The organism is Levilactobacillus cerevisiae (assembly GCF_003946245.1).
Lineage (GTDB): Bacteria > Bacillota > Bacilli > Lactobacillales > Lactobacillaceae > Levilactobacillus > Levilactobacillus cerevisiae.
Genome location: NZ_RHNN01000004.1, coordinates 1 through 14,902, shown reverse-complemented (window position 1 = coordinate 14,902; position 14,902 = coordinate 1). Strand labels below are relative to the sequence as shown.

The following is a 14,902-nucleotide window of genomic DNA, read 5'->3' as shown; positions in this document are numbered from 1 at the left end:
TCTCACGGGTGACGCCTTTTGATTGCGTTGTTTTACTGCGTTTGGTGTCGCTCCAAGCTTACATTGCTGAAACGTGTGACAAAGTGCAACTAGCTCCGCTTAAAACTGATAACCCAACAATCCAAGCCCAGGATTATTGGGTTATCAGCCTTAATGCTCACCAGCTAACCGCCCTTTGTCGCACTCTTTACTTCGTCCCAAACACCAGCAACCCCATGCCACCACTCACGTAAGGCGTCTTGGTTCCCAATGGCGCAATCTTCCCGGCAATGGTCCACCGTTGCAAGTCAGCTTGATCTGCCGCGGTGACGGCGTCATCGATGGCTTGCTTTACTTCGGCCGCGTTAGCTGGATCCTTCACGTGGAACCGAACCAGGTAAAACCCACTGTACTCGGTGTTATTAGCCGTCAGTAAGTTGTCAAAATCATCATTCGCTGAACTAATTTCTTCTGACAAAATGGGCTGATTGTCCGTCGACGCAAAGACCTGGTTGACGGCGGTCATCAAATCAGGATCGTAGGTGGCGTGCGGGAACAACTTCATGAGCGCAATATCAGCCGGCTGTAAATCCGCGGTCTTCGTCGCTGATGCCCAGTTCATCGTGGACGTTGTCAGCGTTGCCGGGGTGCTGGCTGCTGACTTTAAGTAGCCGCGCCAAATCCACCCGCCATGCTGGCCATCCGCACTGTTCACGTGGTAGTAAATCAAGTATTTTCCTGTCGCCACATCATATAATTTTTCATGAGCATTCGTATACCACGTGACATCTGACAGACTGCTGTTATAGCCATACCAGGTTCCCAGGTGTTTTGAATAACGGCTACCCTTAGTTGCCGTCATTGCGTGGCGCTTCATGCTCGTCCGCCAGACTAAGCGAACCGAGTTGGAGCGTCGAGCCGAATACTGTGACTTGGCCGATGCCGTTGTGCCGAGGCTGCCAAACAATCCCACCCCGACGCCGAGCGCAACGATACCCTTAATAACTTTTTTCATGAATTGAACCTCCCCAATCTACTTCCAGTTTAGCCGTGCAACCATTTCAAGTCCACACAATTTCACAAATTTAACGAAGGCCAAAACCAGCCGCCTTGTTCGAGCTGACAACTAGTCGTACTGAGCCAACCCGTCCCAAAAATTTAGCACAAAAAAAGTTTCCACCACATAAATCGGTTGGAAACTCATTTATAAGACCCTTTAATCTTCCGTAACGCGTCGGTTCAGTTCTTCAGCAATCTCAAACGACTCGCTGTAATACGCGTCCCGTACGCCCAGGTAGTAACAGGCCAAACTGCCCAGCACTACCACGACGAAGTCTAGCGGGTATGGCAACCAGCCGACACCGCCGAATTCATGGCTACCGACCAACGACATGATTGTCAGCCATACCATTTCCGCCAGCAGCCACCGGCCACCCTTGAGACTAGCCCGCAACGCTTGCCACCCCGCGGGCCGCCGCACTTCATAATACACGTAAAAGACGAGGCCCAGCGCAATCACGCCGAACACCTCAATCGTCGTCGGCCACTTCGCCCAATAGATGGCAAGACTGGCTAAAATGTAAGCTAGTGGCGCCCACCAACGCAGGCCCCGCAAACGAAATGGCCGACTAAAGTGGGCCCCTTGTCGCCGCAAAGCGCTCACCGTCACCGGCCCCGTCAAATAAGCAATCAAGGTCGACGTGGAAATCACATTGGACAACGCGCTCCAGTTCCGAAAACCAGCGACTAGTAGCACGCCTAGAAACATGTCAACTACCATGGCCCGTCGCGGTGTTTGGTATTTCCGGTTAATTTCCCCCAGCTTGGTCGGCATGTGTTTGGTTCCCGTCATCGCGGCCAAGGCCCGACTCGTGGTCGCCACGAACGACACCCCGGTGCCAAATGGCGACACGAAGGCGTCTAGGTACAGCAACGTCGACAGCCAGCCCAGATTTAGCAGGATCGCCAAATCAGCGAATGGCGACTGGAAGTTAACCCCCTGCCACCCGTGCGTGAGGTTGCCTGCCGGGACGGCACCGATGAAGGCCACCTGCAAGAGCGTGTAAATGACCGCGCTAATGCCAAATGCAATCACGATACTCCAGAGAATGTTGCGCTCCGGGTGCTCGATTTCATTGCCCATATTGATGGTCGTCTGAAAGGCGTTGTAGGAAAAGATAATGCCGGCCGCGGTCGTCGCCGAGAAAATCGACGCGCTCCCGGCTGGCATGAATCCTGCCGCCTGACTAAAGTTCTGGGGCTCAAAGCCCGTCCAGACCAACACAATAATCGTCAGCGTGGGAATCAGCAATTTGAACATCGCAATGAAACTGGTAAAACGCGTCAGTAATTTAACCGACCAGAAGTTCAGTAACGTAAATGCTAAAATAAATAAAAAGACAATGACTAAACCTTGATTGGTGATGTTGCCATTTTTGATAAATCCCCGCGTCCAATTCGCCCAGGACCACGGCCACGATGCCATGTATTGCACGGCGGCCACGGCTTCGATCGGGATAATGGTTAGGAGTGACAACCAGTTCGCCCACCCAGCCACGAACCCCAGCAAGGGCCCATGGGAGAAGGCGGCGTATTGGCTCATCCCGCCGCTCGTGGGAAACATGGTTCCCAACTCGATGTAATTTAAGGCAATCAGGCCAATCACGACCGCCCCTAAAATCCATGATAAAACAGCGGCTGGCCCAGCAATTTGGGCAGCCATGCCGGCACCAAACAGCCAGCCAGAGCCGATGATGGCACTCAGCGTTAACATGACCAATGAAAATAAACTCATCTTGCGCTTCAAGCCAAACGCCCCCACTTATAAAATAATCTGTCAGGCCGAAGTCGCTGTCCAGGCAAGGCCGTCCCCACTGCGGGTGAATCTGCGTTGACAGATTCCCGCTTGTTTTGCCCAGCAACTTCGCTGACGTATTCGATTAATTTTACGCTAGCTCTCTGGCATTGCAATAAGAAAGTGAGAATAGTTTGCTTAGAAGAATTGACCCACGTAATAGTGAATAAACATGGTAATAATCCCCACAATTAAATTCCGAACGATAGCTGTCTTGACGAGGCCGTGGCCTAATTTGGCACTCAAAAACCCGGTTAACGTGACGGACAACAGGACGGCCACAATGGTCGCAGGCCACTGTGTTGCGGCTGGAAACAGCGTCATCGCCGCCAATGGAAAAATACCACCCAGACTTGCCGCAAACAGGGAAGAAAAGGCCGCGTCCCACGGGTTCATGTAGTGGCCTAATTCAATGTCTTCCTTAACGTTGACGACCGTCTTCAGCGCATCCTTCGCCATTAAATCTTTAGCAATCGCCAGGGACGTTTCGGCCGTTACCCCGCGGTCCACGTAGAATTGTTGCACCGCCGCCTGTTGATCGGCGAAATTCGTCTTTAGCAAGGCTGCCTCTTGTGCCACCGCAGCCTTTTCCGTATCTTTTTGCGTACTGACAGAGGCGTATTCCCCGGATGCCATGGAAAAGGCGCACGCCAGTAAATCCGACAGCCCCGCGATGAAAATGGTAAATTCATTGGTTGTGGCAGCGGCGACACTGAACAGTACCCCAACAACGGTTAGAATCCCGTCATTAGACCCCAGCACACCGGCCCGCAACGTATTTAATTTTTCTTCCATTGTCTGGTGTTGCTTTTGCTTTTTTGTCCGTAACTCTTGATTTGCGACCATCTTAATGGGCCTCCCTTATGCCTACTCTTATGCAAATAACCGACCGATACCGTACGTTACCAGCATGGTTAAAATCCCCGCAATCACGTTACGGACCGTGCCGTTGCGGCGGTTGGCGTTCCCCAAGACAGCCGCGACGTATCCGGTGATGGAGAGCGCCACCACAACCGCCGCGAAGGTTCCGATGATTCGTAGATTCTTAGGTAATAAACTAATTGACACTAACGGTAAGATTGATCCGGTTGGAAATGAAATCATCGACGCAATCGCTGCGGAAAATGGATTGGTGTACTCCCCCACGTTGAAACCAAAACGTTCTCTGACCGTCGTCTTGAGTGGATCGGCCGTCATCATTTCCTTGGTGGCCTGCTCAGCCAGTGCCGGTTTGATACCACTTGCCATGTACTTGTCACGCACAAAGCCGTATTCGCTGTCGTAATTCTCATCCAACGCCACCGTCTGCGTCTCAATCGCCTTGCGTTGCGCATCCTTTTGCGTATTCACGGAAACGTATTCACCCATGGCCATCGAGACCGTTCCGGCAATCATCCCCGCAATCCCAGAAATAAAGACCGCGTAACTACTGGTCGCCGCCCCAGCTACCCCGACAACAATCCCGGCAACTGACAGGATGCCGTCGTTGGCGCCCATCACGCTCGCCCGTAACACGTTGATTCGTTGGGCCAAAGTTGCTGGCTTCTTTGCTTTTTTCATCGTATCCGCCCCCAGATAAGTTTTGGTGCTCACTATTTCATTTTAACACTAACAGAAATAAAAGTTTGGGACAGCTAACACTTTCTGCTAGTTTAGAATGATTATCATCTACAACCAAATCCATTGTACGCACCTAGCCGGCAAATGTAAACTGTAATTCACTATTTTTTCAAAATAATTGCGATTCATTCTAAATAAGTCGTTTTACTGGAAGTTTTGATTAAATGTGGTTTAATGGAGTCAAATTAGATTGATTATAAAAAAAGGATTTACTATTTCTAACGAAGATGGTTATAATGGTCAGGTCTATATTTTTGTTGAGGAAAATTTTAACCTTACCTCAGATTAATTCCTAACTGGCTTATTCTATTAAGGAGGGACTACCCTTGGCTGGTCAGCAACAACTTTTAACGCACGCCTTACAAACTTTAAAGGATCATCACGTTCGGGTGACGCCCCAGCGCCAGGTCATTTTGACCTACTTGGTGACCCATCACAATCATCCGTCCGTTGATACGATTTTCAGTGCCTTGGCTCTAGAAATGCCCAACCTGAGCATGGCGACGGTCTACAACACGCTGAACTTATTAGTGGATCTGGGCATCGTCATCGAACTGCCCAACGACAACGGTGGGATTCGCTACGACTTTTTCGGTCGTCCCCACTACCACGTCATCTGTGAAAACTGTGGCAAGATTACCGACGTCTTCACACCCGATTTCTCTAAAATTGAGAATGAGTTGAACCAACAGGCTAGCGAGCAAACCGGTTACCTGGTCACCAGCAATCACGTTAAGGTCTACGGGCTCTGCCCCGAGTGCCAGCAGAAGCTGCACATCGATCCCCAACGGCAGACCTGGGCACAGGAACAAAACTAATTGTTGGTTCATTGTTAGGCTTAAGCCACTGTGCTTAGGCCTTTTTTAATATCCGCTAAAGGACAAAGATTACGGAATCCCTGCCACCTGCGGCTGCCAGAGATTCCGGCTGCTATGGGGACCGTCTGCGGCCTGAGAAGCGGTCCTCCGGTTAGGAATGTTTTTCAATATGGCATTGACGTGAACATTGCTGGATTGACAAGGTTTTTTCACCCAAATTGCTCACCGGCTACGTAGGCGTGAGTGAGCCAAATTTAGGCTCAGCCGTGGAATTTTCCAGGTGGTCTTCTTGGAAAATGGCGACTTTGAAACGCGGTTTGGGCGGTTCAAAGCGAGGCCCAAGACCGCTCTATGGCTTGGGCCGTCCTACCCACAACGTTCCAGCCTAAATCTGGCGAACGGTAAGCCGGTCGGTTTAACCAATGTTGTCACTACTGTTAGTCGTATCCACGCCCTGTCCTATCACATCCCCACCGTGTTAGGGCTTCCAAATGTAGCCGTAACATCTTTTCACAATCATTTTCATGGAAACACGGCTTAGGCCCGGCGTAGTCATGTTACAGCCACATTACAGGTGTCGTTAAGTTTTAATCTATTTGCAAACACCTTAAACAAATGCCGTCATGGTCGTTATAAGCCACGTAATATTACGCGGAAAGCCCCGTCTGACGGTTGTCGCAGCCCCAGATAATGTATATAGTTGATAACGAATATTAATCCATTACGACTGAGTGACCTGGTCAACGGGTTGCTTTAAAAATGACTAAGAAAGATTTGAGGGATGATCACGGTGAAAATGCACAAAATTATTTTAACTGCACTGGTGACACTTGGGGCCGCTGGCGTTCTTGGCGCGTCGACCACGACTGCCTCCGCTAGTTCCAAGGTGAACGACTACATCAGTAGCCAAAAGATTACACCAGCAAGTATTACCAAATCCATCTGGAGTGGCTTTCCAAAATACAAGTATCGAAACGGTAAAGGTAAGCCCGAAGGTGTTGTGATTCACGAAACGGCCAACGCCTCTTCAACCATTTACAATGAAATTGCGTACATGAAGCGGAATTACAACAACGCCTTCGTTCACAGCTTCGTCGATGGCTCCCGGATCATCAACATCGCCAACACGGATTACTTGGCTTGGGGCGTTGGGTCTCCTGGTAACGCCCGCTTCGTCCAATTTGAACAGGTCGAAGTCCACAGTAAGTCCGCCTTCGCTCACGAAATTGCCAACGCTTCTTGGTACACGGCTTATCTCCTGAACGAATACGGCTTGAAGCCCAACGATGCCGTTTACGATGGCAAGGGAACGGTTTGGTCTCATGGTGCCGTTGCGAAATACTTGGGTGGTTCAACCCATACCGATCCCGTTGGTTACTACGCCAGCGCCGGTAGTAAGTACTTCAGTCAAAAGTACACCATGGCGATGTTCTACCAAATGGTTACGAAATATTATAACGCCATGAACGTTAACCATACCAAATTAATGAGCGCGACTTACACGTCAGCGAACAAACAGGCAACTCTCAGCAGCACCTACAAGAAGTACTACCTCTACAACCACGTGAAGGGCTCCAACAAGAACGCTAAGAAACAAAGTTGGTCCAAGATTTCACCTAAGGTTGGCAAGACGTACTACATCGATATGGTTGCCAAGAAGAGCAATGGCTCCGTTTGGTACCGAATCAAGACTTCCAAGAACACCACGAGCAAGACGCGTTACTGGGTCTACTCTAAGACTTTAAGCGGTGTGAAGGACGTGACGACGGCTACCACGACCAGCGCCAGTGTCAGCTCTAGTTCTGCCAGCTCTGCTAGTTCATCAAGCACGAGTGCTAGCGAAAGTTCCACGGCAACTAGTAGCGCCAGCAGCAGTAATTAAGTTAATCAATCGTCAATAACGGCTACCCATTTTTTTGGGTGGCCGTTTTTTTATTATCCATGTCATAAATTCCAAGTATGAATGCCTCCGATTCAGGAATATAATAACGTATAAACAATTTTATTTTTTCGGGGGGGAGAAACGGATGCACTATTCTAAGGAAATGGTTCTCGGCATATTGACTGGCAGTCTGGCCGTATTCGCACTGATTGGTACTAGCATTTTCCACAACTATCAACGCGGACAACGCGCACAAAAACGACAGGCAATGGTCTACCATACCCAGAACACCATCCCCGCAAATCTGTTGGCACAACAACGGCTTCAATACCGGACACACCGCCAGCTACATAACCTGCAACAGAAATTGGGTAGCCTTCAAAAGGTTGTCACAAACAATCGCCATATTACTTATCATCTGGCGAAGAATGCCCAGTTTTACGATAGTCTCCTAGATCATGAGCGTACCAGTAATAACGAAAATAATTTAGCCCCTTACACGTCCCACAACCAGGATTTCAATTATATGGCTATTCGAACCTATTACGGAACCAAACAAACGCTGGTAGCAATTCGCGTCTATGACCTCCACAACACTTACACACCATACCTGACCAAGCCTCATTTTTATCGCGCACAGCCGGCTGACGATGATGACTTTTCTATCTCGGGCTACGTCCCCATCCAAGACCTTCGGCGGGTAAAGGCCATTCGCCATAGTCAAAAATTGCCAAATATCCCTTACTACCTAAACTCTTTCGACGGTTACCACTCTAGTGATATCAAAATGACCCCCATGCGTGTCTGGAATGCTGTTCCCGGTTCTAAACCCAACGTGACTGGCGGAGATGTCAGTCACCTTCTTTACCAACAACTTTACGCAACAGCAGAAGCCACGAACAATCAAGGCCGAACATATCTGCACTTACGTAACGCGAAGGAGTCCGTGGGTTGGGTTCGTAAAAGTTTTCAGCTCACCCAAGGCAAATTCATCTCCCCCGCCCAACGACTGTTACATGCTAAAAAGACCGATGTCGTGCGCCTCCAAACGCAACCCGTCTCAACGCAACATGGCTATCATTATGCCCAGAGAGTTTATAACCTCTACAACTCCCATCACGACTGGATTCGTTCGTTATCAATGAGTTATCTTTTTTATCCAACCGTCATGAACATTCATCATGGCAAGGTTGTTGCCGTTAAATTCTACGACCACCACTATCGCTTAGTAAAACAAGTAACAAATGCCAGTGGTTTGACGAAATATATTGAACAAAACCCTAAACCGGGGACGCTGAATCATCGAAACGGTAACGGTCGGTGGGTGACGTTCAACACACAGTCCCACGGCAGACGCTACCTGTATGAACTTGACGATGGCAATCCAGATTCCGAATCTACATACGGAACAATTAAGGTCACCACTCACGGACAAGCCTTCATGCGTAGCACGGAAACGGGACCCGACGACTAAGCATACTTTGTATTTACTAACTGACGAGGAGCAGTCACCCATATGCCAAATTCAAAACGACACTTAAAGAAATTCATTCTCGCCATTTGTCTTCTATTTGTTGTGACCGTAATCATTTATCATCCCGCATCGCAGCTCACAACCTTTCGGGATCACTTGGGGATTATCACGCCTAATAATCGTCGCATCACCTATCAAATCGATTCACGGATTCCTGCCCGCTACCATCTCAGTAAATTTGCGAATAAAACGAACTACATGGCCGTTTGGACCCTTCACAATGGCAAAAGGCTGGTGGCCATCCGCAGATATGATCTATTTGATACATTCAAATCACTGCGTCATGCCCCTGCGCCTTATCAATTGTCAACGCCTAACTTCACCTTCCTAGAAATTTCCGGCTACATTCCGGCTAAGTACTTGCACCGCGTTCATCCCGTCGTTAAGCAAAGATCACTTGCTCGTCGACCGTACTATCTCAACTCTTTTGATGGCTACCACACGACCAACGATTATAAGATGACGACAATGCGTCTCTGGAATGCGATTCCTGGCAGCCAACCTAACGTCACTAGTAATGATGTCACTCCCTACATGTATCAACAGCTGTATGCCATTCAAACCGCAACGAACAACCAGGGGCGTACCTACCTTCAGCTTCGTACCAAGTCAAAAATCATTGGCTGGATTCGCAACAGCTTTCAACTCTCACGGGGAGAATACGTGGATCCTGCAACCCGTCTTCTACACGTGAACAAAACTGAGCGCCTAACCAAGCAGATTCAGCCCCTAGCGACGCGCCACGGTTACCACCTGTCACAACGCGTCTATAATGTTTACGACCACCAGGGCCATCTCAGTCGGAGTCTGGCCATGAGCTACCTCTTCTATCCAAATCTCTTCATCATAAAAAACAATCGCGTCGTGACGGCCAAGTTTTACGATCACCACGACCACGTCATTAAAGTGGTTCATGATCCCCAGGGCTTAAGAAAACCCGTTACACCCAAACCAGGACCCGTTGATGTGCGGCTTGACAATTCCCGTCAAGTTACCTTTGGCAGTCAAGCAAACGAGAAACTTTACACGCTCACGGACGGTTTCCCCGACCCGGAATCCACCTATGGCACCATCACCGTTCTAGCTAATGGTCAGGCGAAAATGAAAAGTTCCGGCATGGCCTCACTAGAATAGTCATCTCAAAAAAGGCATTCACGGCGTTATTTCCCGTGAATGCCTCTCTGTTTACTCCTGTTTCTCCTGCCCCTTCACTGCGCGTTTCCGTTGCCCCGCCACCGCGCGCGTCATAACCCACGTGGTGATTGGCACGGTCAGAATCACACTGACCATGGCGAAGAGAATCATCAATATTTCTGAAACAAAGATTTTATCGTTTAAGATTTCACCCACCGAGTAGTGTACCCCGGTGAACCAAATGAACAGTGCCAGAAAACCGCCAAAGAAGCCAAAAAACAGTGTATTGAACGTGGTCCCGATAATTTGCTTGCCCACGGCAATCCCGTCTCCCAGCAATGCCTTTAAAGTGACCTGTGGGTGCTGCTCAAGGATTTCACTGAGTCCCGCTGAAATGGCCATGGCTGCTTCCGCAATCGCCCCCAGCGTGCTTAGAATGGCTGTGGCGGTGGTTACCTGCACGAAGTTGACCCCCACCAAGACGGACAGGCCCTCCAAGTCTTCACTGTCTTCCGGCCCAAACCCTTGGACCATGGCCCAGTGTTCGACCGGCACGATCAGGATTACCAGCACCACCAGCACCGCGGCCGACGCAATAAACGCCACGGTACTGGATAGGTCATCCCCACTGCTCATAAAGATAGTCAGCGCCAACACCAACATCCCCACGACCAGCGTGACGATCAACGGTGAGAACTGAAACGCCACCAGCACGATGGCCAGGTACAACAGACCGAAGTTTAAAATTAACGCCAGAAATGACTGCGCGCCGGCTTTACCCCCGACTAGGATCATCAGAATCAACAAGATAAGTCCCAAGGCACTAATCGTACTCATGCGCGCACCTTCTTTTCCATAAAGCGGCTAGCCAAGAAGCTGGCTAACGGCACCGCCAAGACGATCCCAATCCCACTGATTAGGCTTTGGATGACGCCCATCGACATATTCATCGAGAACGTGTAACCCCAGCTGTTGCCATTTTTCAGGTACAGCATCGCCATGGGGAAGGTATCCGCCACGAAGATGAAGAAGAGGACGTTGATCAGCGGCCCCATGATTGTACTCCCAATCTGCCGGCCAGACTTGAAGACCTGGTTGGCGGAGAGCTCCGGTCGTTCCCGTTTTAAGGCAAATAACGACGAAATGATATCCGTTGACTCATCCATGACGGCCCCGAGCGACCCCAGTAAGGTTTCGGCTAAGAACAAAGGTCGCGGTAATTGGGTAACGTACTGCATTGATTCGTAGTACATCCCCTTTTCATGGGTAAAATGAAATACCAGTAAGGCTGTCACAATCGCAAAGGCAGTCCCACCCAGCGTCGTCGCCAGCGTGATCAGCATTTGCCGGTTCGCACCGAGGACGAGCCACAGGGTGAGTGCCGCGAACACAACCGCGAGACTGCCGAAGATCCACAGTACCTGTGCGCCCTGCGTCGAACCATTTAGCAGGATGGCCATTAGGAAGAGTACCCCGTTGGCCGCCACGCTGAGAAAGGCCATGAATCCGCTGAATTGCATGATCAGTAAGAGGAGCCCCACGACCAGCCAGATCATGAAGACTAACGGTGTGTCACGTTTCATATCCTTGGCGGTAGCGGTTAGCGTGTCGCCGCTACGTTCATGGACGACCACGAAGAGTTGGCTACCGATTCGATAGCGCTGATCCATGGCCCCCGACTTGGAATACGTATTGGTCACGGTCAACCGCTGCCCCTTGTAAGTTCCATTTAAAATTTTCCCCTGCAACGTCTGTTTGGTTTGGGCGTCAACGTTATGAAAGTCATCCGTCTCCTTGGTCGTCGCCCCGGTGCGCACGCTGGTCACCTGCATGATGGGATCGTGATAAATGGCCGCGTCATGGTGCGTGCCCCAGACCAGCACCCCACCAATCAAAAGAACCAGCAACCAGGTCCACAGGCGCCCCTTTTTCGTCTTAAAAAATTGCATGTTGCCCGTCCCTTCCTAACCTCTTTTGCCACGTTGCATCCAATATACCACTTTCTGAGAGGTGGAAATGGTCCCCAGAAAAATTTTAATGAAATCACAGTAACCCGCGTTCTGACTAGGATAATAGCTGGTTAAAAATAGCGAAATACCGTGAAAGCCTTGCATTTCCGCGCAAAAACCAGTACACTTACAGTCGATTGTTATTTTAATTAAGCGAGGGTTTTTACAATGAGAAAAGCACATCCAAATGGCGTACAAGGCCGCCGGAAGGTCAACCGTAAAAAGGACCGGAAGCGCCGCGACGAAATTTCAGACTTACAACGTTGGTTAAAGAACAAAAAGTAAGCTGGACGCCAATACCATAGAACGCACTAACAATTTATAATTGTTGGTGCGTTTTATTTTGCCTTCAGATTGCGACAGTACCTCTAACTTACCACAATTAAGCGGACGAACACAGTCCGTAGTGGCCAAAATAAAAAGCCTGAGTTAACCTCAGACTTCAAAACATGTCATATTTATCTGTGCTAGCGGATGGCAATGGCCTAATCATCATGCGCTACAGCTAATTCCAATCCCCTAGCGACTATAACCCAGTATCAACCACGGGGCTGGTGAAAATGAGCCAGCGACGGTAACACCCACTGAAGCCGAGAACATCCGTGTAAAGTGACTAGAGGCGAGTCAAGGTGACCAGCTGTGTCGATGGCATTAGCTGAGCGGTTTCTCAGCTTAGGCCATGGGCCGACCTTGGAAACTCGCGAATCTTGCGAGGTTTCAAGTCGAGGCGGAAGACCGCTTCTCAGGCTGGAGCCGGCCCCCACAGCAGGCCACCTTAAACTCGCCGCCGGGAACGGACGCCACATACACTTGCTCCAGCACAAACACACAAACGCTCAACTACAAATCCGCCAACTGAACACAACAACTACCAGGACCAGTAGCGCGGGGCCAAACCAGTGTCAGCCGCAGGGCTGGTGAAAATGAGCCAAGCCGTGGGAATTGCCTTAGCGGCGGGGTGCGCCGCTTAGGCAATTGGTATCTTTGAGACGCGCACTTCAGCGGCTCAAAGTAAGCGCGGAGACCGCCTTTCGGCTCCGCGCGGCCGCCCACAGCGATCCGGTCTCATTTTCACCAGCCCGGAGGCGCTGCAAACACACAGTTTAAGCGACAAAGCTACTTAGTCATGTAGATGTAGAGGTGATCGGTTGAGAAGCCGGTGTTGAACCGGATACCGTTCGACCGGATCGTCTTAGTAGTAGTCGAGCTACTGTTCTTCTTAGCGTCCTTCAAGACCTTTTCAAACTTGTTGATGACGTACTTCGGCTTGGCCTTCAGCGTCGTGCCCAGTAAGGCAAACGTCGTCCCAAACTTCTTCTGACCGGACTTGGTCTTCATCTGCTTGGTTGGCACAATCAGCGCTAAGCCCATCAGCTTGCCATCCTGTACGTTACCCCGAACCGTGACGTCCTGGTTGTTAACCAAATTTTGTACGCCGTCCTTGGCCGTTGTTGGCAACAGGTCGTCTTTGGCCTGCTTCTTCGCCGTGACCAGCTTGGCTTGTAGTTGCTTGGCGGCTGCTTGTTCCTTTTGAATTGCGGCGGCAGCGGCCGTTGGGTTCGTCTTGGCTAACGCGGCCAACTTCTTCTTGGTTGCTGCTTGAGTCTTCTGGGCCGTCAGCATCTGCTTTTGCACCTTGGTGGGCAGGTAGCTGGCAATCGCCATTTGATTGTAGGTTGCGGCTAATTTCTTGTAGTTGCCCAGGGCAGTCACCCGCTTGACCGTCACCGTCTTAGTCGCGCTACCGGCCGTCAATTTCACCGTCTGTTGCTTGGTTGCGGCGGGCACTTGGAAGAAATAGGTTCCCCCGTTGACTTTGACGTGCTGCTTTTTGCCGTCGTTAATTTGGTAACTGACGGTCTTCGCCTTCGCATCACCCTTAATCACCGCAGTCAACGCCGTTGGGTGGTAGCTGGTCTTGTTCGTGGTCAGTGCGTTACTCGAGCAGCCGGCCAGGGTCAAGGCTAACAGCCCCAGGGCGCCCAATAAAAACTTCTTCATAATTTTATCCATCCCTCAGTGATTAATATCCGTGGGTATTGGGCTCGGAAACTTACCAGCTCAGTACACATATACTTGGTTTATCTTACCACATTCTTTCACAGTATGGGGCAAACTTTGAACGTGGCCGTTTGATTCTGCTGTAGGAACATTTTGCGCCTAAATTAGTGGCGAAATTGAACAGGTTGCTGGCTAAATTTAACGCCTGCTCGTAACTTCCCCGGGAAACTTGCCACCAGCTAAACGTAAAAATCCACCGCCCTAGAAACAGGTCGGTGGACTTCAATAATAGCAAATTTATCTTTAAAAAATTAGTGCGATGACTAATCAACCACAAGCACGCTGGTCTCTGAATTGTGAACCACGTAACTGGTGGTGGACCCCATGATGGCCCGGCCAAAACCGTGAACACCGGAGCGACCGATGACCGTCAGAGAGGTGCGCAATTCAGCTGGCAACGTCTTAGCAATCGTTGGTTTCGGCAGTCCCACTTTAAAGGAAGTTTCAACCGGCACACCCTGTGCTTCGACTTCGGCGACCGCGCTTTCCAGGAATCTCGTGGCGGCTTCCTTGAAGTGAGTCACAATTTCACTGCCAAATTCCGCGCCATAGTGGGCATAGGTCTGATCGCTGGCGACGGAAACGATGAACAATTTAGAACCCAGCTCCTTGGCTAATTTGGTGGCCTCAATCAGCGCTGCGTGCGCGTTTTTGCTACCATCCATTGGTACTAAGATCCGTTCATACATAATATCCCGTCCTTCCTATAGTAAACCATCCATGTGGTATCGTTTTTACAACTTCATCATAACAATTAAAGCGCTGGCGGGGAAGCGTTTTGCGCGATTTATCACGAGATTTTTAGGGTTCCCCTGGAAATGTTAGCTAATTCTCATACTCGCACCATGACTTCGCCATTAACCTGGATTTCTCGCAAAATGACACTCCCCGCACCCCACCAAAAATTGCAAATTTCCTGCATATTTTACTTACACCTGGATTATTCACCGTAAGCTAGAAAGTCTCAACCAGCCCTTTGTGGCTCTGAGGTTTTCTAGCTTTTTTGGTCTC

At 50.0% G+C, this 14,902-nt stretch carries 12 protein-coding genes; 4 read left to right on the top strand and 8 right to left on the bottom strand.

The genetic code is table 11. The annotated features are described in order from the left end of the window. Window positions 1-187 precede the first annotated feature (187 nt). From EKM99_RS15955 to EKM99_RS02250, 4 genes are all read right to left on the bottom strand, one after another. On the bottom strand, window positions 188-994 hold the full coding sequence (locus tag EKM99_RS15955; protein ID WP_225419755.1) for a hypothetical protein: 807 nt from the start codon (window positions 992-994) through the stop codon (window positions 188-190). Between the two features lie 201 nt (window positions 995-1,195). Beyond that, the gene (locus EKM99_RS02260; RefSeq protein ID WP_164511487.1) at window positions 1,196-2,773 is read right to left on the bottom strand and encodes an APC family permease; all 1,578 of its coding nucleotides are present in this window, start codon (window positions 2,771-2,773) and stop codon (window positions 1,196-1,198) included. A 198-nt stretch (window positions 2,774-2,971) separates the two neighbouring features. Next, on the bottom strand, window positions 2,972-3,679 hold the full coding sequence (locus tag EKM99_RS02255) for a VIT1/CCC1 transporter family protein (RefSeq protein WP_125580521.1): 708 nt from the start codon (window positions 3,677-3,679) through the stop codon (window positions 2,972-2,974). 27 nt (window positions 3,680-3,706) lie between these two features. After that, window positions 3,707-4,393: a VIT1/CCC1 transporter family protein gene (locus EKM99_RS02250; RefSeq protein WP_125580519.1), complete on the bottom strand. Its 687-nt coding sequence runs from the start codon at window positions 4,391-4,393 to the stop codon at window positions 3,707-3,709. A 386-nt stretch (window positions 4,394-4,779) separates the two neighbouring features. Between EKM99_RS02250 and EKM99_RS02245 the strand changes: the two genes are divergently transcribed. From EKM99_RS02245 to EKM99_RS02230, 4 genes are all read left to right on the top strand, one after another. After that, window positions 4,780-5,271, top strand: coding sequence for a Fur family transcriptional regulator (locus tag EKM99_RS02245; RefSeq protein ID WP_125580517.1), 492 nt, complete (start codon window positions 4,780-4,782; stop codon window positions 5,269-5,271). Window positions 5,272-6,067: 796 nt separating this feature from the next. Next, window positions 6,068-7,153: a peptidoglycan recognition protein family protein gene (locus EKM99_RS02240; protein ID WP_125580514.1), complete on the top strand. Its 1,086-nt coding sequence runs from the start codon at window positions 6,068-6,070 to the stop codon at window positions 7,151-7,153. 145 nt (window positions 7,154-7,298) lie between these two features. Next, the gene (locus EKM99_RS02235) at window positions 7,299-8,627 is read left to right on the top strand and encodes a GW dipeptide domain-containing protein (RefSeq protein ID WP_125580512.1); all 1,329 of its coding nucleotides are present in this window, start codon (window positions 7,299-7,301) and stop codon (window positions 8,625-8,627) included. Between the two features lie 42 nt (window positions 8,628-8,669). Then, window positions 8,670-9,821, top strand: a complete 1,152-nt coding sequence (locus EKM99_RS02230; protein WP_125580510.1) for an SH3-like domain-containing protein — start codon at window positions 8,670-8,672, stop codon at window positions 9,819-9,821. Window positions 9,822-9,872: 51 nt separating this feature from the next. Here the strand turns inward: EKM99_RS02230 and EKM99_RS02225 are convergent, their stop codons facing one another. The 4 genes from EKM99_RS02225 to EKM99_RS02210 all read right to left on the bottom strand — a co-directional run bounded on the left by EKM99_RS02225 (window position 9,873) and on the right by EKM99_RS02210 (window position 14,580). After that, window positions 9,873-10,658, bottom strand: coding sequence for a YibE/F family protein (locus EKM99_RS02225; RefSeq protein ID WP_125580508.1), 786 nt, complete (start codon window positions 10,656-10,658; stop codon window positions 9,873-9,875). Then, the gene (locus EKM99_RS02220) at window positions 10,655-11,770 is read right to left on the bottom strand and encodes a YibE/F family protein (protein ID WP_125580506.1); all 1,116 of its coding nucleotides are present in this window, start codon (window positions 11,768-11,770) and stop codon (window positions 10,655-10,657) included. The genes EKM99_RS02225 and EKM99_RS02220 overlap by 4 nt, the downstream gene beginning before the upstream one ends. 1,176 nt (window positions 11,771-12,946) lie before the next feature. Next, the gene (locus EKM99_RS02215) at window positions 12,947-13,831 is read right to left on the bottom strand and encodes a hypothetical protein (protein ID WP_125580504.1); all 885 of its coding nucleotides are present in this window, start codon (window positions 13,829-13,831) and stop codon (window positions 12,947-12,949) included. Window positions 13,832-14,154: 323 nt separating this feature from the next. After that, complete coding sequence (locus tag EKM99_RS02210) at window positions 14,155-14,580, bottom strand: universal stress protein (protein WP_125580502.1); 426 nt, start codon at window positions 14,578-14,580, stop codon at window positions 14,155-14,157. Window positions 14,581-14,902 lie beyond the last annotated feature (322 nt).